Here is a 19,571-nt window from a genome sequence, read left to right on the forward strand (position 1 = left end):
TTCGTAAAGTTGAGGACGCACATGGCTGGCAACACCTTTGGGCGCGCGCTGCGCCTGACCACATTTGGCGAGTCCCACGGTCCCGGTCTGGGCGGCGTGCTGGACGGCTGCCCGGCGGGCATTCCTCTTTGCGAGGCGGACATCCAGAAAGAGCTGGACCGCCGCAAGCCCGGTCAGGGCCCCACGGCCACCAAGCGCAAGGAGGCGGACGCGGTGCGCCTGCTTTCGGGCGTGTTTGAGGGCGTGACCACGGGCACTTCCATTGCTTTTTATATTGCCAATGAGGACCAGCGCTCTCTCGATTACGGCAATTTGGCCGAGGTTTTCCGGCCCGGGCAGGCCGACTGGGCCTATTTCAGGAAATATAACGGCGTGCGGGATTATCGCGGCGGCGGCCGGGCTTCGGGGCGGGAAACGGCCGCGCGGGTGGCGGGCGGCGTCATTGCACGCAAGATTCTGGCCCTGCGCGGCGTGGAAGTGCTGGGGGCCTGCGTGGCCCTGGGCGGCGTGGCCGTGCAGGACTGGGCCGCTCTGGACCTGGAAGGCGCGCGCAACCGCCCTTACTGCGCGGCTACGGACGCCATGCCGGCCTTGTGGGACAAGGCCGTGGCCGCAGCCCGCAAGGCCGGGGATACTCTGGGCGGCATTGTGCGGGTGGAGGCCCGGCATGTGCCCGCCGGTCTGGGCGAGCCTGTATTTGACAAGCTGGAAGCCCTGCTGGGGCACGCTATTATGAGTGTGGGCGCGGTCAAGGGCTTCAGCGTGGGCGAGGGCTTTGGCGCGGCGGCTTTGCGCGGTTCGCAGAACAACGATCCCTTGCTGCCGCAGACGCCGCCGTGCCCCGGTGCGGCAGATTTTGCCTCCAACCACGCGGGCGGCATTCTGGGCGGTATTTCCAGCGGGCAGGATATTGTACTGCACGCGGCGGTCAAGCCCATTGCCTCCATAGCCATCCGGCAGCGCACCGTGGACAAGCAGGGCCAGGCTGCTGAGGCGCTTATTGGCGGGCGGCACGATCTGGCCGCCATTCCGCGCATTGTGCCTGTGCTGGAGGCCATGACCGCCCTGACCCTGGCGGACGCCCTGCTGCTGCAGCTGCGCATGGATCTGACCCGGTAGAAACGTGATGGATACGCCCAGGAATGACCTGCCCCTGCTGCGCAATCCCGATGCCGCGGAACTGACCGGCACGGTGGAACGCGTGGTCTTTCACAACGAAGAGAACGGCTATACCGTGCTGCGCCTTGCGCCCACCCCGGCCGAGGGCGCGCGTGAGCGCGACGCCGTGACCTGTGTGGGGCATATGGTCAGTCCGCAGGCGGGCGTACAGCTCAAGGTGGAGGGGCGCTGGGTTAACAATCCGCGCTTTGGCCGCCAGCTGGAATTCAGCGCGGCCGAAGAGGTCTTGCCCGCCACCAGCGAGGGCATCCGCCTGTATCTGGCTTCGGGCCTGATCAAGGGCGTGGGGCCGGAAATGGCCGGGCGCATTGTGGCGGCCTTCGGCACGGAAACCATCAATGTGCTGGATGCGGCCCCGGAACGCCTGCTTTGCATCCGCGGCGTGGGCAAAAAGACGCTGGAGCGCATCCGGGCTTCCTGGGCAGAGCACCGGGGCATGCGCGATCTGCTGCTTTTTTTGCAGCCCCACGGCATCACGCCGGCCTACGCCGTGCGCGTTTATCGGGCCTACGGCGCGGAAGCGCTGGAGATCGTGCGCGAGAACCCTTACCGCCTGGCCATGGACATCCACGGCATCGGCTTTGTGACGGCCGACGCCGCGGCCCACAAGCTGGGCTTTGCCCACGACAGCCCATTGCGGGTACAGGCGGGCACGCTTTACACGCTGCAAAAGGCCACGGACGAAGGCAACGTTTATTTGCCGCAGCCCGTGCTGCTGGACGCTGTTTGTGCCCAACTGGGCGTGGATGCGGACCTGGCCCTGGAGGCCCTGGACGCCCTGGAGGCCGACGAGCGCATTGTCCGCGAAACGTTGCCTGTGGAAAGCGTCGCAGCCGAGCAGGACGCCCCTGCGGACGACAGTGAGGAAACCGGCGTTTACCTGCGGCGCTACCACCATTGCGAGTCCAAAACAGCCTTTTATTTGCAGCGCCTGTTGCGTTCGCCCAAGGCCGTGCGTTTTGAAAATCCCGACAGCCTGGTGGATACGGTAGTGGCGGGCCTGGACATTGCCCTTGCGCCGGAGCAGCTTGAGGCCGTGCGCGCCGCTGCCCGCAGTAAGGTCATGGTGCTTACGGGCGGGCCCGGCACGGGCAAAACCACTATTATTAACGCCATCATCCGGCTGTTCGGTCAGGTGCGTTCCCGCATCCTGCTGGCCGCGCCCACGGGCCGCGCCGCCAAGCGCATGGCTGAAACTTCCGGACGCGAGGCCTGCACCATCCACCGTCTCCTGGAATACAGTCCCAAGGAGGACGGCTTCGCCCGCAACGAGGATAATCCCCTGGCCTGCGGTCTGCTGGTGGTGGACGAAGCCTCCATGATGGATACCCTGCTCTTCTACCACCTGCTCAAGGCCGTGCCCCTGGGCGCTACCGTGGTGCTGGTGGGCGACGTGCACCAACTGCCCTCGGTGGGCCCCGGCAATGTGCTGGCCGACATCATCGCCTCTGGGGCCGTGCCTGTGGTGGAACTGACTGAAATTTTTCGCCAGTCGGCGGAAAGCGCCATTATCTGCAACGCGCATATGATTAATCGGGGCGAGGTGCCTTCTTTGGAATCCAGCAAAGAGCGCCTTTCGGACTTTTATTTCATCCATCAGAACGACCCGGAACGCGCCGCCGACCTTATGGTGGACCTGGTGCGCAATCACATTCCCCGCCGCTTTGGTCTGGACCCTGTGGACGATATCCAGGTGCTCACCCCCATGCACAAAGGGGCCGTGGGCGCGGGCCGCATGAACGCCCGTCTGCAGGAGGCCCTTAATCCCCACGGCCTGGAAGTGCGCCGAGGCGACCGCGCCTTTCGCCTTCACGACAAGGTCATGCAGGTGCGTAACAATTACGATAAAGACGTATTTAACGGCGATATGGGCCGCATTACCCATATGGACCCCGAAGACCGCAGCCTGAGCGTCACCTTTGATGACCGCGTGGTGCCCTATGATTTCAACGAGCTGGACGAACTGGCCCCGGCCTACGCCATTTCCATCCACAAGTCGCAAGGCTCGGAATACCCCGCCGTGGTTATTCCCATTATGATGCAGCACTACGTTCTGCTGCAGCGCAATCTCATCTATACCGGCGTCACGCGTGGCAAACGCCTGGTTATTCTTGTGGGTGAGGCCCGCGCCCTGCATATGGCCGTCAAAAACAACCGCACCCGCAAGCGCTATACCCGCCTGGCCCGCCGCCTGCGCCCGGAGGGGTGAGAGAAGGAGAAGATCTTGTGGGGGGAAGGGAACTTTTGTGAACAAAAGTTCCCTTCCCCCCACACCCCCATCCCTCAAAAAACTTTTTTTCCCCACAGAACCGCGCGGGGCGTACCTTAGAGCAGTTATCGAATGAAATGAGCTAACTGCTCTGCAAGGATTTTCTTGAAAATCCTTGCCACAAAATGCGAGAAGGCAGGCTTTTGCCTGCCGTAAGCGAGCATTTCAAGTGTTAAATACTCTAAGGGGGCGCAGTCCTGCCCTCGGCCCCCTGCCCTCACCGGAGGCGGCCCAAACGCTGTATGCAGAAAAGCCGCCATGCCCGCAGGGCAGCAAAAATTCCCGACCAGGGCGCGGCCCGGCCCAGGCTGGGCCCGCCGAATCCAGCCCGGCCTGGCCAACCCGGTTTGCACAACAAAAAATTTAAGGTAACAGCATCATATGAAAAAAGTTGTCATCCATACGGACGGTTCCTGTTTGGGCAATCCCGGCCCTGGCGGCTGGGCCGCTGTTTTGTGCCTGGAGGGCGCAGCCCACCGCAAGGAGCTTTCGGGCGGCTACGCCCGCACTACCAACAACCGTATGGAGATTCTGGCGGTGGTGGAGGCTTTGTCGGCCCTGACCGAGCCCTGCGAGGTGGACCTTTTTACCGATTCGCAGTACGTGCGCAACAGCGTGGAAAAACGCTGGCTGTGGGGCTGGCAGAAAAAAGGCTGGATCAAGGCGGACAAAAAGCCCGTGCTCAATGTGGATTTGTGGCAGCGCCTGCTGCCGCTGCTGGAGCGCCATCAGGTGCGTTTTCACTGGCTGCGTGGGCATTCCGGCCATGTGGAGAATGAGCGTTGCGACGTGCTGGCCCGGGCCCAGGCCGGGCGGCGCGATCTGCCCCCGGATACGGCCTATGCGTGCTGAGGGCGGATCAGAGCGGATTTCCTTTGCGAATATAAAGGATCCGGCACGCCCGTTTTGGCGTTTACGCGCGCAAAGACACAGCGCTGCTGCCTTGGCCCGTAACTTCCTTTGTCGTAACGGGTCTGGCTCCTGTGCCGCAACGGCTGCAGCTGTGCTTGCGCTCCCACGGCGGGCGTCTGTTTACGCAACGGCCAGGGCAGGGTAAAGGTAACATGCCCAAGTCTGGCGCGCAGGTTTTTTGTTGACGCCGCGCGTGTTGTGCGGGCGGGTACGGTAAGGCTCTGCGGTGCGGGTATGGGCGGCGTGCCCAGAAATCTTTGTGACAGGGGCGTTGCCTGGGAATGTTTGATGGACGGTCTTTCATTGGTTGAAATCTGGTCAGCTTTGGGGCGGCCGCTGCTGCGGCTGCTGTTGGGCCTGGCTTGCGGCCTGCTGGTGGCCAATCTGCTGGAGGCCCTGCGCTGGACGCGGCATCTGGCCCGTCTGGCCGCGCCCCTGGCCCGCGCCGCCCATTTGCGGGAGGTGGCGGGCGCGAGTTTTTCTTTGGCCTTTGTTTCTCCGGCGGCGGCCAATGGCCTGCTTTCGCAGAGTCACCAGCAGGGCGAGATTTCTGACCGGGAGCTTATGCTGGCCAATCTTTTTAACAGCCTGCCGGCCTATCTGGTGCACACGCCCACCATTTTTTTGTTGACCTGGCCGGTATTGGGCTGGCCGGCCCTGGTTTATGTGGGCCTGACTTTGCTGGCGGCAATCGGGCGTACGGGCTTTACCGTGCTGCTGGCCCGGCGCGTGCTGCCCGTGCCGCCGCGGGGCTGTATGGTCTGTCCGACAGACGAGGCCCCCCCCACCGACTGGGGCGCGGCTCTGCGCAAGGCCTGGCGGCGGTTTTTGCGCCGTCTGCCCAAGCTGGTCTATTTTACTGCGCCCATCTATGTGCTTATGTTTTTGCTGCAGCGCTACGGTTTTTTTGACCTGGCTGAGCAGTGGCTGGCCGAGCACATGGGCTGGCTGGGATTTCTCAAACCGCAGGCCATGGGCATTATTGTGCTGCATCTGGCTGCGGAGCTGGGCGCTGCCTTGGGCGCGGCGGGCAGCGTGCTGCACGCCGGCGGGCTTTCCGCCCGCGACGTGGTGCTGGCCCTCATGGTGGGCAACATCCTTTCCACGCCCGTGCGCGCCGTGCGGCACCAGTTCCCGTCCTACGCCGGTTTTTTCCGTCCGGCGCTGGCATTGCGTCTTATTTTGGCCAACCAGGGCCTGCGCGCCGCCAGCATGGCCCTGGTGACCGTGTTCTACTACTATGCCGGGCGGGCGTAAGGCTCTGTGCCTTGCGGACGTTTTGCAGCCCCCCCAATAAACGGCTTTTGCCGGAGGGTTGCGTGTTCTGGCTTCAGCCTGCAGGCAGCGCAAACAGTACATAGTAAAATTCAAGGATATCCACAAGATGCAATCAAATCCCTCTGCCGCCATAGCGGCGCAGCCGCAGCCCAAGGTTCTGCGTCCGGAACACACGGGCGCACGGGTAACAGTGCTGGTGCAGCCGGAAGAAAGCCTGCTCTCTTTGCCCCGGCCCAAAACTGCCCGCCAACTGCTGGAAGTGCTGGGGCTGGCGGAAGAGACCGCCCTGGTGGCTCGTGAAGGCCAATTGTTGACGCCGGACCGGCGGGTCTGGCCGGGCGACAACCTGCTGGTGCGCAAGGTTACGTCCTCAGGCTAGAGCCAGCGTATCGTTGAGAATATGTATTCTCAACGGTTACAGCACGCTCGGTCCGGCGCTTAAGCGGGCATGGACATAGCGCTGCTGTCTTTGTCCGCAACTTTCTTCGTCGTAACGGGCCAAGCTCCTTCGCCGCAATGGCTGAAGCTGCGCCTGCGCCTCCACGGCGGGCCGGCGGGCGTCTGCTTCCGCAACCGCCAGGCATGGTAACGTTGCAATGTCCGCGTTTTTGCTGCAGGTTTGCTGTTTTGCAAGTCGGGTTTCAGGGAGAGTTTGGCGGCGCGGCTTTGGACTTGCGCCGTTTTTTTGTCGTGGGACGGTGCGGCATGCGTTATTTTTATTCCTGCAATATTTATTAATTATAATACATAGTTATCTTGTTGTGGTTATGGTGCGTCGGCATTGCGGTTGCGCAGCGCCCGCCCCATCCACTGCCGCAGCTGTTCCAGGTCGGCTTGCTGTGTCTTTTCAGAGGATTCCAGTAAAATGCGCAAATGCGCAAGCTCGCGCTGCAGCGCGTCAACGGAGGCCGATGGCGTGCTTGGAGGCGATGCGGGCAGGCGTTCCACCAACAGGCGCAGCACGGCAGCAATGGCTTCCACGGCGGTGGTTTGCCGTTCCAGAAGTTGCAGGGCTGCGTCGGGAAAGGCGGTAACGGCTGCAGCGGTGTTCTGGTCCGGCGGCTGCGCCGGGGCCACCACCAGCGCATTGCGGGGAAAGCGCGTTTGCAGGGCTTCTTCCACTGTGGCGGCGGTGCGGGATTTTTGCATCTGTTCCAGAATGGCGGCAATAACCGTAAGGGTTTCGTGCCGGTAGCGACGGCGGCGGCCTTCGCCCACACTGGGAATATAGGCGGCAAAACGTTTGCAGTAGTATCTGGTGGTGGATTCCGGCAGGGAGAAATGGCGCGAAATATCCGCAATGCTCAACAGGCTTGCCGTCGCTGTAGCTTTGCGTGGCATACGTCCTCCCTCGCTGCGGGCGTTCGGATCAGGCTTTTTGTGGCCTTGCGGACCGGCATTCTGAAACGCATTTTCACTACGCTGCTGCGTTTAGAAAAAACGTAAGCAAAATCCTCTGCCTTGGCAAGCTGCCCGCTTTTTTTGCGCAGCATTCAGCGTTTTTTGAGGGCTTGCGGCCTGGCCGACATATGTGCCTTGCGGTTTGCTGCACTGGTGCACGGTCGGAGCCGTCCTTGATCTTTTGCCGCTTTTCTGGTGCGGCGTGGAAGCGTCCACACGGCCTGAAAGGACAGGATTGCAGAACGGGGCTGCAAGCGGGCTTGCCCCCTGCGCGGTCCTTGTTGTGGTTTGACGGTCTTGTGGCTGTTTTGAGCTTGCAGAAAAAACGAACGACAGGGCCTGCCGTTGGGTGGAGTTGTGCTGCCTGGATAGCTTGCGGATTGGCGCGGGGGATTGCGACGTTATGCGGCGAGATGCCCACGAGGCAAGGCTTTTTTCTACGCTTTTTGCAGGGACGGGAGGGCACTGTCCGTCTCGCCCTGCTTGCGGTGATGCGAGACGGCAGAAGGACGTGGCGGAGAGGCTCAGCGCACGACGCGCCGCACTGAGACAAGCCGGCTGCGCCAATAGGGGATGTCCATATTCTCCATACGCACTTTTTCGCCCCTGCGCGGGCTGTGGATAAAGGAGTTGCCCCCGGCGTAGATGCCGGTGTGCAGTCCACGCGGGCTTGCGCTCGTGCGGAAGACCACGATGTCGCCGGGGCGCACTTGCTCGCGCGGCACAGACTGCCCGATTCTGGCCTGGTCCACGGTGATGCGGGGCACTTTTACGCCGTTTTTGTTGTACACCCACCAGATGAGCCCGGAACAATCAAAACCTTTTTGTGGCGAAGCGCCGCCAGATCGGTAGTTTTTTCCCATCTGGGCATAGGCGGTGCGCACCACCCCTTTGGCGGCCTCTGGCGTGGGGCCTGTGTCCACATTGCGCCCCAGCAGCCCGCAGCCGCTCAGCAACAGCACGCTGAGGCCCACCAACAGGGCGGAGCGTACCGTTTTGGCAACCGCGTGTCCTTGCATTGTCCTTCCCTTCCTTCGCCTACGCGGGGGCCTTGCCAGCCCCGGCGTGTTTTGCCTTTGTGCCGCAAGGCCTTGCGGGCTTCTTTGCACCTGTGGCTTCCCTCGGCTACAGGCTGTGCCGCGGCCATAAGGCTTTTTTATTGAGAGCTGTATGTTGCGCTTCTGCGGCGCTGGCCCTTTTACCGTATTTCATGGCCTGAGGCGTTGCTTTTTTGACACAACTGCCTGTGCGTATTGCATAGCAAATCTCGTGCCGCATTTTTCCCGCTGCTATAACTTCTATCTCCTATAAGCCGGGAATCGTCAAAAAGGTCAAGTCCCATTTTCTCTAGAGATTTGATATAAAAGTTACAGACACAGTGCGTCATCTGCCCTGTTTTTGCCAGCCTGCAGGGAAGTGTTATTCCATCCCCCCCCCCGTTATTTTGCCGACTTTGTAGCGCTTGCCGTATGGCGTCGCTGTTCTTGTTCCAGTGACGCTTTACCCAGAGCGTATTCTTGTTGTTGTCGAGGAGTGGATATGTTTTGCCCCCCAGCACTTTTACCGTGAGGTTTCGGCAGCTTTTTTGTCTCAACCTCACGGTATGCAGCGTGGCGCCGGCGCCTACGTCTTTGTTCCTGGTAAAATTTCAGTTGCACTGGCTTTGGTGAAGGCGTGCACAGACGTCCACAGACACCCGGGGGGCATCGGCGCTGCTTTTGGGGGCGGGAAAGCGTCTGCGGGAGCGTTTAAAAGTTGTACGAATATGCTTGCAACATGGAAATGCGCAGACGCTGCAAGCCCCCAGGCCGCACTGCGCGGTATGGGGGCTTGCAGGAGCTTGTTTGTCTGGATGTGGCGCGTTGGGGGCGAACGGCCCGCGTATGGTTCCGTTGCATGCGCGCGTGCGGTGGTCAGCTCTGCCGCCTGCGTCTTGTCGCAGGGTCTGGCTCCTGACGGGCACGGGCTTTGCCCGATCAGTTCTTATTTGTCGGCTTGTTTTTTGAGGGCCATGTCCACAGCGTCTTTAAACAGATCCAGGGGCAGGGCTCCGCGCAGCACCATATTGTTGACCAGAAAATAGGGGGTGCCTTCCACGCCCAGTTTTTGCGCGTCTTCCTGGTCTTGGGCTAAAATGGTTTTGACCTTTTTGCTGTGCAGATCTTTGACCAGGGTTTTCATATCGACGCCCAGTTCCTGGGCCGTTTTTTTCAAATACGCTTCACCTTCCGTTATTAACTGGTCCCGGTTGGCAAAAAGCGTTCGGTAAAAGGCCCAGGCCTTATTTTCGTCCTGTTGCGCAATAGCCGTAAAGTAGGCTGCAGAGGTGGCCCCCGGACCTTTTTCGTCCAGAGGCAGATTTTTGAAAACCAGGCTCACGTCTTTGCCGTATTGCCGCATGAGGGCGTCCAGGGTGTGAGACGCCTGCTGGCAAAAATGGCAGGTGAAATCTGAAAACGCCACGATCCTGACCTTGGCGTTGGCCGGTCCCAGTACGGGCCTGTCCGCCGTGCGTACGGACTTGGGCGTTTTCATGTCTTCTGCCCACTGGGCCTCCATGCTGCGCTTGCGCCGTAGGTTGGAACCTTGCTGTGCGATATCCAGGACAGATTCGCTGTTGCGGCGCAGCACGTCCATGACCAGATCCGGACGTTCTCGAAAGATTTTTTCCAGAGCCTGGGTCAGATTTTCATCACTGATGGGCGCAGCTTTGGTCTGCGCCCCCCAAAGCAGGCCTGCCGCCATAAGGGCTGCCAGCACAAATGTTTGCATAGTCCGCATAGATACTCCGCTCTGTTACTCTGTCCTTTTTTGCTGCTGTCGCTTGTGGCCAGGGCTATTCTCTGACGCACGCCGCTTTGCCCGTGCTGACGGTCACGACAGGCCTGCGCCTTGCCCCGGCGCTGTGTGCGTTTTTTGGGGGCGCGCAGTTCTCCCCCCTTCTCAGGCGGGACAGTCATGTTTAGATTGTTACGTCCGCGCTGTCCAGAGCACGGCAGCCGCATTTTTGGCAGTGCGTTGTTGCCCCGCCCCTTCCCCCCAATCAGGGGCTTGCCCGTCTTCTGCCTGTTCTGCAGAGTTCTTTTTTGGGGGGGGCTGTGCCGCGACCGAGGACCCTTTGCGGCAGTAATCCATGGTCATATTTTCCCCCGAATGCCCGCCACCAGCCCTGCAGGTCCGGATAAATTTCACCTTTGCATTTGTTGCCTGGTGTTTTCCGGCGAGGTGTCCGCCCCGACTTCAAGGCTGCTTTGGGTGAACGCATCTTCCAGCTTGAAGATCAATTCGTCCAGATCTACGGGCTTCATGAGATAGCCAAAAGCCCCTTGGCTCATGGCCTGCACTGCCAGCTGCATGTCAGCGTGTCCCGACAGCAGAATAACTTTAATCTGCGGCCACTGCTGGTGGATTTGCTGCAGAGCGGCCATGCCGTCCAGCACCGGCATCTTCACATCCATGACAACCAGGCCGCAAGGGTCGTTGGTTAGGGCCGCTAAAGCCTCTTGGCCGTTGCTGGCCATTGCGCAGACATACCCCCTCTTGCCCAGGCGCTTGGCTAAAATGCGCGTCACATCCGGTTCGTCATCCACCAGCAGGATTTTTTTTGTCCCCATAGTTGCTCCCTGTTCTGCGCCGTCCGTCACGTTTCACGTGAAACGGAGGTAAACATCGTGGCGTGCAGCCAGCGGTTGTCATTGCAAAAATTTTATACTTTTACCATGGTATTTGCCATAAGAATTTTTACCGCCCTGCAAAACGAATCGCAAGTGTTGGGCCTGGCCGGTACTCTGCTGCCTGTTGCTGTAGAAGAAATTTTTTATACAAAACATCGCTGAGCGCAAAGGGCTGTACGACGGTGGCTGGTGCGTGGCTTTGGCAAACGTGTGCACCTGTCTGTCATGATAGGTGGGGTGGCCTGCTGGCTCTGGTTTTAAAGGATAACTACACTCCCCCACTGCAAAAAGGTCAGGCCAGGGCACTCTCTCGCTGTTTTGCTTCGGTACATCAAAGCTAACATCGGTTGCCGCAGTGGAATATCCCCCCGTCCGTGCGTGTGCCGCATGTCCACATTCTTCCACACACGCTTGACGAAAGGTTTGCAATGCACTACAAAAAAGTCGGCTTGTTTTGCGGCGTTTCATGAGAAACATGTTTGTTATTGCGTTTCACGTGAAACGTTGCCCGTGGTCTGATTTTTAAAGCAGCTCTGGCTTGTTACGCCTGCCAGACAAGATGGTTCGCCTTGAGAACATTCTGACGGCTGCGCAAAAGAACACCGTCACAGAAGCGTAAACGCAGCTTGTCCTGTTACGAAAGGGCCCTGGCCCGTTATGCTGCAGCAAGCCAGGGGCCAGAATCGCCTCGTGGTTGCTTGCGCTGCTGTACGTCAAGGGCGGACATCGTACAATTTTGAGGACGTCTGCGCTCAACATGGCAAGCATTGGCGTTTTGTGCGCGCCGCGTTTGCGCGCCGTGGCGGTTGTCCGCTTACCTGCATCATTTCAGACCCCTGTGACCGGGAGGGACGCATGGCGCGCATTATTTCCATCGCCAACCAAAAGGGCGGCGTGGGCAAAACCACTACAGCCATCAATCTTTCGGCCGCTTTGGCGGTCATGGAAAAAAAGGTCTTGCTGGTGGATTGCGACCCTCAGGCCAACAGCACCAGCGGCCTGGGCCTGCAGCAGGAGAATCTGCACGGCGATCTGTACGGGGCCTTTTATGAGCCGGAAAAGGTGCGCCATTGTATTGCCAAAACCCGCTCTCCCTTTTTGGATATCCTGCCAGCCAGCACCAACTTGGTGGCGGTGGAGCTGGAATTAGTGGACAAGATGGCGCGGGAGTTTTTTTTGGACGAATGTCTGAAACCCATCCACAATGACTACGAATATATTATTCTGGACTGCCCTCCTTCACTGGGGCTGCTTACCCTCAACGCCCTTTGCGCCGGGCGTGAACTGCTTATTCCCCTGCAGTGCGAATTTTTTGCTCTGGAGGGCATCGTCAAGCTGTTGCAGACTTTTGAACAGGTCAAAAAGCGCCTGAACCCGCAGTTGCGATTGTTGGGCGTTGTTTTGACCATGTACGATACGCGCAACCGGCTGACCCGCGAAGTCAAAAACGAAGTGCGGCGCTGCTTCCCCGACCATCTTTTTGAAACCGTGATTCCGCGCAACGTGCGCCTCTCGGAAGCGCCCAGCCACGGTAAATCCATTATCCATTATGATATCAAATCCAAAGGGGCGGACGCCTACCTGGGTTTGGCCAAAGAGGTGGTATTGCGCCGTCCCGCAGCGCAAAGCCCCGTGTTGCAATAGTGCGGTATGCTAACGTAGTCATTATGTCGCGGTTTATTTGTATTTTCCAGAACCGCAATGTGCTTGCGTTGTTTGCTTGGGGAAAATTCTCGCGTCTGATGCGCCCAAGCGGTTCAGGCGCGCGGTCCCGCTGCGGCGCAGGCAAACCGGTTTTTGCAGCGTCGGCATATTCCTGAAGGATCTGTCGGCTTGAAAAGGCGCAAAGGGACGTCGGCAAAAGCTCACGAGGTCGCGCAGCGTCCATCAGAGGGCCAGCCCCGGAGCGAGTTTCGGCACGGCCCCTTACGGTCCCTTGTGCCGCCCACTACGCCCACATGGGGCAGAAAGTGCGCCCGCGGCGGTCAACAGGTTGCGCCAAAGGGGCAGACACAACGGCAAGGCCGAGCGCCGTAGCCGGGTTTTGCCCGGCGGTGCTTCGGCGCGCGGGTTCGACATCGACGCGGCTGTGCCAGGAGGCAGCGGAGGGCGTTTCCTTTGGCCCAAGCGCCTTGGGCTGCGGCGCCATGTGGTTGGGCCATCCTCACCGACCGTGGTCGCGTGGGTTTGCCCACACTACCCCCCGCCTGTGTTGTCGGCCCGACGCTGACGCCCCAGGCGTGTGTTCGCTCAGCAGTGCGGCGTACTGTGCTCCAGGGCCTGGTGGTCGCGGAAATGCTTTTGTCGGATGGTGGTGCCGCAGGCCCGGCAATGGAAGACCAGCAGCCCGCCGATATTGGCGTTGGTCAGTACAAAAGGCTGGGCTGGGTCCGTGCGCCAGTCTTCGGTGGCCGCGCCGCAGTGCGGGCAGGAAACGGCCGGGCTGTAGGGATAGCGAAAGTCCCAGGTCCGCAGCAGCGCGTCAAAATCGGCCAGCGGACCTAGGGGCTGCTCCAGATTTTCCGGCTGTTGGGGCTTAGCGTGCAGAGCGGCGGCCTGCGGCTCCAGGCGACGCCAAAGATCCCAGGGCAGGATCACATATTCCACATTGCCTTTGGCGTCGGTGACATAACGCAGCGCGTCTTTATACGACATGGTTTGCATCCCCTTTAATGATAGGCCGTAAGATGACGCGCGGCTGTAAAAAAAGTCAAGGCCCAGCCCGTCATCGGCGCACATCCGCAATAGCGCAAGATAGGGGCCGGTCAGCCTGGATAGACGGTAGCCTACATGGCATCTTAGTGATATATCGCACTATTATGCATGGTTCGGCGCGGCATGGAACGCAGGAAGAGCCCTTGGCAGAGCAAAACCGCAAGGGAAATAAAGAAATGCTATTGCAAAATGCAGTGTACAAGGAGCAGCCATGAGCGGCAGCAGCAAAGGACTGGGACGGGGGTTGGACGCCCTTTTCGCCGGCTCGGCGGCACAGAAGGAAGTGAGCAGCGCTGTGGCGGAGGTGGCGGTGAAGGATTTGCACCCCAATCCGGATCAGCCCCGGCGGCGGTTTGACGACGCGGGCCTGCAGGAGCTGGCGCAATCCATCAAAATGCAGGGCATTATGCAGCCTTTGCTGGTGCGGCCCCTGCCCGGCGGTCAGGGCTATCAGATTGTGGCGGGCGAACGGCGCTGGCGGGCGGCGCAGCTGGCGGGCCTGCAGCAGGTGCCGGTCTATGTGCGCCAGATGTCGGAAGAAGAGGTCATGGCCGCTGCGCTGATTGAAAATCTGCAGCGCGAAGACCTGAACCCCATTGAAGAGGCCGAGGCCCTGCAGGCCCTGCGCCGGACCCTGAATTTGACGCAGGAGGAATTGGCCCTGCGCCTGGGCCGCAGCCGACCTTCGGTGGCCAATGCCCTGCGGTTGTTGCAGCTGAGCCCGCAAGCGCGCAAGGATCTGGAGGAGGGGCGGCTCACCGCCGGGCACGCCCGCTGCCTGTTGGGCGTGGACGAGGCCGCGGCGGCGGAAAACCTGCGTTGCCGCATTGTGGAACACAATCTTACTGTGCGCGAGGCCGAGGATGCGGCCGCCTACTGGCGCGGCAACAACGCCCTGCCCTGGGATCTGGCGGATGCGGCGCCCGTTGTGCCGAAGGCGCGTGTTCCCCGCAAAAAAAGCCCGGAGCTGAAGGCCCTGCAGCAGGACCTCAGCCGCAGTCTGGGCTGTCGGGCCCGCATCAGCGGCGACGAAAACGCGGGACGCATCGCCCTGCCCTACGCCAGTCGCGAAGAACTGGGCGCCCTGCTGCACAGGCTGGGCATGGATGCGGACAAGGGCGAACAGGTCTGATGCGGGCCCGGCGGCTATGTCATTGACGGCGCTATCAGCGCCGCATGACCAGTACCAGGCCGGCCAAAATGAGCAGCAGGCCCACGGCTCTGCGCCAGTCCAGCGGCATGGGGGTCAGGCCAAACCAGCCAAAATGGTCGATGACAGAGGCCATGAACAGGTTGCCGAGGATCATGGCCACGCCCGTGGCCAGAGCGCCGATGCGCGGCACGGCCAGTACCGTGCTGAAGACCATGCAGGCGCCCAACACCCCGCCCACCCACTGCCAGGCAGGGGCTTCGGTCAGGCGCAGAACGTGCCCGCGCCCCAGAACCAGACTCATCAGCCCCAAAAACAGGGCCCCTACCGTAAAGGAAATAAAGCTGCTTTCCAGGGTGCCCACGGCGCGGGCCAGGGCCGCGTTGATGGGGGCCTGCAGGGCCACCATGCAGCCGGCAAAGATCATCAGAGCGAGGGTCGGCAGCATTGGGGCCTCCTAGAGCATTTAACACTTGAAATGCTCGCTTACGGCAGGCAAAAGCCTGCCTTCTCGCATTTCGTGGCAAGGATTTTCAAGAAAATCCTTGCAGAGCAGTTACCTTTGAGAACAGGTATTCGCAACGTTTACGGCACGCTCGTTTCGGCGCTTAAGCGCGCAAATGCATAGCGGTGCTGTCTCCATCCGCAGCATTCTGTGTTGCAACGGCTGAAGCTACGCTTGCGCCCCATGGTGGACATCTGCTTACGCAGCCGCCAGGGCATTGCAATGTTGCAGTGCCTGGCGGCTGCGCCAAGCGGCGCAGAACCGTGCTTACAGAATGCCCTGGGGCAAGGGGCCGAAAGCCGCTTCGTAGCGCTGACGAAATTGCTCCGGTGTGTAGCTGTGTTCCTGCGTGCCCAGTTTTTCCAGGGCAAAGCTGGCGCTTACAGAGCCCAGTCTGGCGGCTTCGGGCATGGTCAGGCCGTGGGTGAGGCCCTTGAGCAGGCCCGCGCGGTGCGCGTCGCCGGCGCCGGTAGGATCCTGTACGGCAGTGCAGGGCACGGCCGGAATGCGCGTTTCCGTGCCGTCTGCGCCGCGCACCACGGCCCCGTCCGCGCCCAGGGTGGTGACCAGCCAGAGGGTGCGGCCCACGAGTTCGTCTTCGCTTTTGCCTGTGGCCTTGCAAATCATGTTCAGCTCATAATCGTTGGTGATGCAGGCAAAGGAGCCTTCAATGGCGGCCAGCAGGTCCGCGCCGGAAAGTACGGGCAGCTGCTGACCGGGGTCGTAGATGTAGGGCACGCCCTGCTCACGGAAAAAGCCGGGCAGGCGGCGCATGTCTTCCACATTGCCGGGAGAGATGATGGCCATGTCCGCTTCGGGGTCCAGATGGGGGAAGGCGTAGTGGGCGGGCAGCGTCATGGCCCCGGGATAGAAGCCGGTGATTTGGTTGCTGTTGAGGTCTGTGGTGATGTAGCAGAGGGCCGTGAAGATGTCGTCCTGACGGCGTATGCCTTCCAGCGGCAGGCCCAGCCGCTCCAGCGCCGTGGCGTAGGGGCCGAAGTCCCGCCCGGCGGCGGAAACGATGACCGGCTTTTCGCCCAGCAGGGCCAGAGAATAGGCGATGTTGCCCGCGCAGCCGCCCCGCCGTTCGTCCATGCCGTCCACCATAAAGCTCACATTGATCATGTGCAGCTTGTCCATAAGGATGTGGTCCTGAAAATTGCCGGGAAAGGTCATGATGCGGTCAAAGGCCAGCGAACCGGAAACGTAGATGGACATGGTTGCCTCATTGCCGAAAAGGACAAGGGTGAAAGAAACGTTATGCCAGGGGCCGACTGTTGCGTTCGATCCAGCGCAAAAAGGGTTTGAGGCCGTCTGCCAGGGGCAGGGCCAGCACGCAGGGCAGCTGGTAGGGGTGCCCGCTGCGGACAAAGGCCTGCACGTCCGCAAAGGCCGCATCGCTGACCTGCGCAAGCAGCAGACACTCTTCGGCCTCGTGCACCCTGCCCTGCCAGCGGTACACAGATTGCGCGCCGGGCAGCACGTTGACCCCGGCGGCCAGCCGGCGCTCCACCAGGCCGCGGGCCAGACGCAGAGCCGCTTCACGGCCTGGTACGGTCATATAGACAAGGTAGGGCACTCGCGCCTCCTGCCCCGCATTCTACACGCAGACTGTGGAAAAACAAAGGGCGAACCGGCCGTCACGCTGCGGTCAGGGCAAAGGCAACCGCGCTCAGGGCGTGGATTTTCGTGGTGTCAAAAAGGGGAATGGGCGTGTCGCTCTGGCGCAGCAGCAGGCCGATTTCCGTGCAGCCCATGATAATGCCCGCACAGCCGCGCACCGCAAGATCTTCCACTGCACGCAGATAAAATTCGCGGGAGCGCGCGGCAATGACGCCGTGGCAGAGCTCTTCAAAAATGATGCGGTTTATTTCCCGGCGCTGTTCCTGTGGGGGAACCATAACCTCAATGCCCGCCGCCATGATTTTTTCTTTATAAAAAGTCTGCTCCATGGTGTAGGCCGTGCCGAGCAGGCCCACCCGGCGCAGACCGCGCGCCAAAACCGCTTCGGCCGTGGCGTCGGCAATGTGGATCAGCGGCAGGCTTACGGCCGCCCGCACCTGGTCAAAAACTTTGTGCATGGTGTTGGTGCAGATAAGCAGCACTTCTGCCCCGCCCCGTTCCAGGGCTTGACCCGCCTTGGCCAGGATGCGGCCGCTTTTCTCCCATTGCCCGGACTTCTGGCAATCCTCAATGGCTTGAAAATCCACACTATAGAGAAGACATTGGGCGGAATGCAGTCCGCCGAGCCTTTGGTTTACGGCCCGATTGATGATTTGGTAATAGCTGACCGTGCTTTCCCAGCTCATGCCTCCCAGCAAGCCTATGATCTTCATAATTTACACCTGTTAAATCGGCATGTTGTGAAAAATCCGTCGCGGCAGGGCCGGTGACGGCCAAACGTCCGGGGTGGCGTCGGGTGAAGTGCCCCGAAGCAAGCCAAGGTTAAGGGAGAACAGCGCCAGCATGCCAAACCCCGGGCCCAAGGTCGAGCAAAAAACGCTTGCCTCTATGGCAGGAAAGGGTTGCCGTATGGCGAAAACGTTCCGGCGCGGGCACGGGAGACACAGCTGCTGCCCGTAGCGGCCCGGATATTTTGGGGAACGTCCCGCGCGGGCACGGAGGACGCCCTTGCGGCGGGCAACAGGCTATGGCATAGCAGGCCCATGAGCACAAAAAACGACCGCCAAGAGCGGGCTTCCCGCACGCTTGCGGCCCTGCAGGCGCGCTATCCCGCGCCGCACACCCACCTGGACGCCCGCAACGCCTGGGAACTGCTGGTGGCCACAGTGCTGGCCGCTCAGTGTACGGACGCGCGGGTCAATACCGTCACCCCGGAGCTGTTCCGGCGCTGGCCGGACGCCGCGGCACTGGCCGAAGCCGCGCCGGAGGAGCTGGAAGCCGTCATCCGGCCTACGGGCTTTTACCACAGCAAGGCCAAAAACCTGCTGGGCGCGGCGCGCCGCCTGCGGGATCAGTTTGGCGGCTCGGTGCCGCAAACCCTGGCGGAGCTGGTGACCCTGCCCGGCGTGGCGCGTAAGACGGCCAACGTGGTGCTGTTCGGGGCCTTTGGCATCAATGAGGGCCTGGCCGTGGACACGCACGTCAAGCGCATCTGCTATCGGCTGGGCCTTACGGACGCCACAGACCCCGTAGAAGTGGAGCGCGACCTCATGGCGCTGCTGCCCCGCGAGGAGTGGGGTGACTTCAACCACCGCATGGTCTGGTTCGGCCGGGAGGTTTGCGCGGCGCGCAAGCCCCAGTGCGGGCAATGCCCCATGGAAGGGTTTTGCCCCAGGCGCGAGCCGCCCCGTGCGGGCGGCAAGGGCGCGCCGGGGCGCAAGGTTGTCCTGTCCTGATTTTTTTCTGGCGGTGGTCTGGGGCGTCTTAAGAAAATCGCGGCCTTGCCGATGAGCTTTACAAGTCGCAATATACAGCTTTGCCAAGGACGCAGACCAGTGCCGGCGTGGGTGACGCAAGCACCGGGGAAGCCTTCTTCCCGAAGTGAAACTGTTTGAGGGTAGGACGCCATGTCGCAGAACAGCTTGCTCAACGTCAGCAATAACGAACTGGAAATCATTGAATTTCTTATTGACGAAAAGCAGCCGGACGGCAGCGCCTACAGCGGGCGCTACGGCATCAATGTGGCCAAGGTGCTGGAGATCATCCGCCTGCCCAGCATCACCAGTGTGCCCAGCAAGCACGACCCCTCGGTGCTGGGCACCTTCAATCTGCGGGGCAAGGTGCTGCCTCTGCTGGATCTGGCGGCCTGGCTGGGCAAGGAGATGTCCACGCGAGAAAACGCCAAGGTCATCGTCACAGAATTCAGCGGCGTGCAGGCGGCCTTCCTGGTGTCTTCGGTCACCAGCATCCACCGCATGACCTGGGACCGCATTGAGCCGCCCAACCGCTATGTGCAGACGTATTCGCGCGACAGCATCACTGGCGTGCTGCGCATCCAGGACCGCGTACTGTTCATCCTGGATATGGAAAAAATTCTGGCCAATCTGGACAGCAGCCTGGACATGTCCAAGGTGGAGCTGGACAGCAGCCCGGTGGAAGGGGCCGCACAGTTCCACCTGCTGGTGGCGGACGACTCCAACTCCCTGCGGCACATTATTCGATCTTCACTGGAAAAATCCGGCTTTCAGGTCACGGCTGTGGGCAGCGGACGGGAGGCCTGGGAATTTTTGCTGAAAACCCAGGCCGAGGCGCAGGCCCAGGGCAAGGAACTCACCGACCTGGTGCACCTGGTGGTTTCAGACATCGAAATGCCTGAAATGGACGGCCACATGCTCACGGCCAAAATCAAAGAAGCGCCGGGCATGCACCACCTGCCCGTCATCCTGTTTTCTTCGCTCATTACCGAAGCGCTCTACGCCAAAGGCGTCAAAGTGGGGGCGGATAAGCAGGTTTCCAAACCCGACCTGCCGGGCCTGAGCACCATCATCCGCGAACTCATCGCCCAAAAGCTGCACAAATAGCGCA

19 protein-coding genes are annotated in these 19,571 nt (G+C 60.9%); 10 read left to right on the plus strand and 9 right to left on the minus strand.

The features are described from left to right. The first annotated feature begins 21 nt into the window (after positions 1–21). The 5 genes from aroC (at position 22) to J7I12_RS09300 (ending at position 6,017) form a co-directional block, all read left to right on the plus strand. Entirely contained in the window at positions 22–1,119 is a 1,098-nt protein-coding gene (gene aroC / locus J7I12_RS09280; RefSeq protein ID WP_302548594.1) for a chorismate synthase, read from the plus strand. Between the two features lie 7 nt (positions 1,120–1,126). Then, complete coding sequence (gene recD2, locus J7I12_RS09285; RefSeq protein ID WP_288907360.1) at positions 1,127–3,388, plus strand: SF1B family DNA helicase RecD2; 2,262 nt, start codon at positions 1,127–1,129, stop codon at positions 3,386–3,388. A gap of 441 nt (positions 3,389–3,829) precedes the next feature. After that, the gene (gene rnhA / locus J7I12_RS09290) at positions 3,830–4,300 is read left to right on the plus strand and encodes a ribonuclease HI (RefSeq protein WP_118229389.1); all 471 of its coding nucleotides are present in this window, start codon (positions 3,830–3,832) and stop codon (positions 4,298–4,300) included. Between the two features lie 348 nt (positions 4,301–4,648). After that, positions 4,649–5,617: a hypothetical protein gene (locus J7I12_RS09295; protein WP_302548426.1), complete on the plus strand. Its 969-nt coding sequence runs from the start codon at positions 4,649–4,651 to the stop codon at positions 5,615–5,617. A gap of 127 nt (positions 5,618–5,744) precedes the next feature. Continuing rightward, positions 5,745–6,017: a hypothetical protein gene (locus J7I12_RS09300; RefSeq protein ID WP_302548427.1), complete on the plus strand. Its 273-nt coding sequence runs from the start codon at positions 5,745–5,747 to the stop codon at positions 6,015–6,017. Positions 6,018–6,403: 386 nt separating this feature from the next. On the opposite strand, the gene J7I12_RS09305 is transcribed toward J7I12_RS09300, so the two are convergent. The 4 genes from J7I12_RS09305 to J7I12_RS09320 form a co-directional block, all read right to left on the minus strand. After that, the gene (locus J7I12_RS09305) at positions 6,404–6,979 is read right to left on the minus strand and encodes a MerR family transcriptional regulator (RefSeq protein ID WP_118229391.1); all 576 of its coding nucleotides are present in this window, start codon (positions 6,977–6,979) and stop codon (positions 6,404–6,406) included. Between the two features lie 584 nt (positions 6,980–7,563). Continuing rightward, positions 7,564–8,058 (minus strand): C40 family peptidase, encoded by a 495-nt coding sequence (locus J7I12_RS09310; RefSeq protein ID WP_118229392.1) that lies wholly within the window; start codon positions 8,056–8,058, stop codon positions 7,564–7,566. A 964-nt stretch (positions 8,059–9,022) separates the two neighbouring features. Further along, complete coding sequence (locus J7I12_RS09315) at positions 9,023–9,820, minus strand: DsbA family protein (protein WP_118229393.1); 798 nt, start codon at positions 9,818–9,820, stop codon at positions 9,023–9,025. 407 nt (positions 9,821–10,227) lie between these two features. Next, positions 10,228–10,653 (minus strand): response regulator, encoded by a 426-nt coding sequence (locus J7I12_RS09320; RefSeq protein WP_118229394.1) that lies wholly within the window; start codon positions 10,651–10,653, stop codon positions 10,228–10,230. Between the two features lie 57 nt (positions 10,654–10,710). On the opposite strand from J7I12_RS09320, the gene J7I12_RS09325 reads away from it, so the two are divergent. Then, a complete protein-coding gene (locus J7I12_RS09325; protein ID WP_165450887.1) occupies positions 10,711–10,875 on the plus strand; it encodes a hypothetical protein in 165 nt (54 codons plus the stop codon). A 693-nt stretch (positions 10,876–11,568) separates the two neighbouring features. Beyond that, positions 11,569–12,357, plus strand: coding sequence for a ParA family protein (locus J7I12_RS09330; protein ID WP_118229395.1), 789 nt, complete (start codon positions 11,569–11,571; stop codon positions 12,355–12,357). Between the two features lie 606 nt (positions 12,358–12,963). Here J7I12_RS09330 and J7I12_RS09335 read toward each other — a convergent pair. Beyond that, complete coding sequence (locus tag J7I12_RS09335; protein WP_130957869.1) at positions 12,964–13,368, minus strand: hypothetical protein; 405 nt, start codon at positions 13,366–13,368, stop codon at positions 12,964–12,966. Between the two features lie 271 nt (positions 13,369–13,639). Between J7I12_RS09335 and J7I12_RS09340 the strand changes: the two genes are divergently transcribed. Then, positions 13,640–14,560 (plus strand): ParB/RepB/Spo0J family partition protein, encoded by a 921-nt coding sequence (locus tag J7I12_RS09340; protein WP_118229397.1) that lies wholly within the window; start codon positions 13,640–13,642, stop codon positions 14,558–14,560. Positions 14,561–14,594: 34 nt separating this feature from the next. On the opposite strand, the gene J7I12_RS09345 is transcribed toward J7I12_RS09340, so the two are convergent. From J7I12_RS09345 to J7I12_RS09360, 4 genes are all read right to left on the minus strand, one after another. Beyond that, positions 14,595–15,026, minus strand: coding sequence for a DMT family transporter (locus tag J7I12_RS09345; protein WP_165450888.1), 432 nt, complete (start codon positions 15,024–15,026; stop codon positions 14,595–14,597). A 324-nt stretch (positions 15,027–15,350) separates the two neighbouring features. Beyond that, complete coding sequence (locus tag J7I12_RS09350; RefSeq protein WP_288908195.1) at positions 15,351–16,301, minus strand: carbohydrate kinase family protein; 951 nt, start codon at positions 16,299–16,301, stop codon at positions 15,351–15,353. 40 nt (positions 16,302–16,341) lie between these two features. Continuing rightward, positions 16,342–16,662: a divalent-cation tolerance protein CutA gene (gene cutA / locus J7I12_RS09355; RefSeq protein WP_118229399.1), complete on the minus strand. Its 321-nt coding sequence runs from the start codon at positions 16,660–16,662 to the stop codon at positions 16,342–16,344. A gap of 61 nt (positions 16,663–16,723) precedes the next feature. After that, positions 16,724–17,419: an aspartate/glutamate racemase family protein gene (locus tag J7I12_RS09360; protein ID WP_288908194.1), complete on the minus strand. Its 696-nt coding sequence runs from the start codon at positions 17,417–17,419 to the stop codon at positions 16,724–16,726. Between the two features lie 330 nt (positions 17,420–17,749). Between J7I12_RS09360 and nth the strand changes: the two genes are divergently transcribed. Both nth and J7I12_RS09370 read left to right on the plus strand, forming a co-directional pair. Then, positions 17,750–18,442: an endonuclease III gene (gene nth, locus J7I12_RS09365; protein WP_118229401.1), complete on the plus strand. Its 693-nt coding sequence runs from the start codon at positions 17,750–17,752 to the stop codon at positions 18,440–18,442. 171 nt (positions 18,443–18,613) lie between these two features. After that, positions 18,614–19,567 carry a chemotaxis protein gene (locus J7I12_RS09370; RefSeq protein ID WP_118229402.1) on the plus strand — a complete coding sequence of 318 codons (954 nt, stop codon included), beginning with the start codon at positions 18,614–18,616 and terminating at the stop codon, positions 19,565–19,567. The last annotated feature ends 4 nt before the right edge of the window (positions 19,568–19,571 follow it).

The organism is Desulfovibrio diazotrophicus, from assembly GCF_902498985.2.
GTDB classification, from domain to species: domain Bacteria; phylum Desulfobacterota; class Desulfovibrionia; order Desulfovibrionales; family Desulfovibrionaceae; genus Desulfovibrio; species Desulfovibrio legallii.

Excerpts from the sequence above, each read along its gene's own strand:
- recD2 (WP_288907360.1), top strand. The coding sequence starts at position 1,127 with ATGGATACGCCCAGGAATGACCTGCCCCTGCTGCGCAATCCCGATGCC.
- J7I12_RS09345 (WP_165450888.1), bottom strand. The coding sequence starts at position 15,026 with ATGCTGCCGACCCTCGCTCTGATGATCTTTGCCGGCTGCATGGTGGCC.
- J7I12_RS09305 (WP_118229391.1), bottom strand. The coding sequence starts at position 6,979 with ATGCCACGCAAAGCTACAGCGACGGCAAGCCTGTTGAGCATTGCGGAT.
- rnhA (WP_118229389.1), top strand. The coding sequence starts at position 3,830 with ATGAAAAAAGTTGTCATCCATACGGACGGTTCCTGTTTGGGCAATCCC.
- J7I12_RS09320 (WP_118229394.1), bottom strand. The coding sequence starts at position 10,653 with ATGGGGACAAAAAAAATCCTGCTGGTGGATGACGAACCGGATGTGACG.
- J7I12_RS09330 (WP_118229395.1), top strand. The coding sequence starts at position 11,569 with ATGGCGCGCATTATTTCCATCGCCAACCAAAAGGGCGGCGTGGGCAAA.
- J7I12_RS09350 (WP_288908195.1), bottom strand. The coding sequence starts at position 16,301 with ATGTCCATCTACGTTTCCGGTTCGCTGGCCTTTGACCGCATCATGACC.
- J7I12_RS09370 (WP_118229402.1), top strand. The coding sequence starts at position 18,614 with ATGTCGCAGAACAGCTTGCTCAACGTCAGCAATAACGAACTGGAAATC.
- J7I12_RS09360 (WP_288908194.1), bottom strand. The coding sequence starts at position 17,419 with ATGAAGATCATAGGCTTGCTGGGAGGCATGAGCTGGGAAAGCACGGTC.
- J7I12_RS09310 (WP_118229392.1), bottom strand. The coding sequence starts at position 8,058 with ATGCAAGGACACGCGGTTGCCAAAACGGTACGCTCCGCCCTGTTGGTG.
- J7I12_RS09335 (WP_130957869.1), bottom strand. The coding sequence starts at position 13,368 with ATGTCGTATAAAGACGCGCTGCGTTATGTCACCGACGCCAAAGGCAAT.
- J7I12_RS09295 (WP_302548426.1), top strand. The coding sequence starts at position 4,649 with ATGGACGGTCTTTCATTGGTTGAAATCTGGTCAGCTTTGGGGCGGCCG.
- nth (WP_118229401.1), top strand. The coding sequence starts at position 17,750 with ATGAGCACAAAAAACGACCGCCAAGAGCGGGCTTCCCGCACGCTTGCG.
- J7I12_RS09315 (WP_118229393.1), bottom strand. The coding sequence starts at position 9,820 with ATGCGGACTATGCAAACATTTGTGCTGGCAGCCCTTATGGCGGCAGGC.
- J7I12_RS09300 (WP_302548427.1), top strand. The coding sequence starts at position 5,745 with ATGCAATCAAATCCCTCTGCCGCCATAGCGGCGCAGCCGCAGCCCAAG.
- aroC (WP_302548594.1), top strand. The coding sequence starts at position 22 with ATGGCTGGCAACACCTTTGGGCGCGCGCTGCGCCTGACCACATTTGGC.
- J7I12_RS09340 (WP_118229397.1), top strand. The coding sequence starts at position 13,640 with ATGAGCGGCAGCAGCAAAGGACTGGGACGGGGGTTGGACGCCCTTTTC.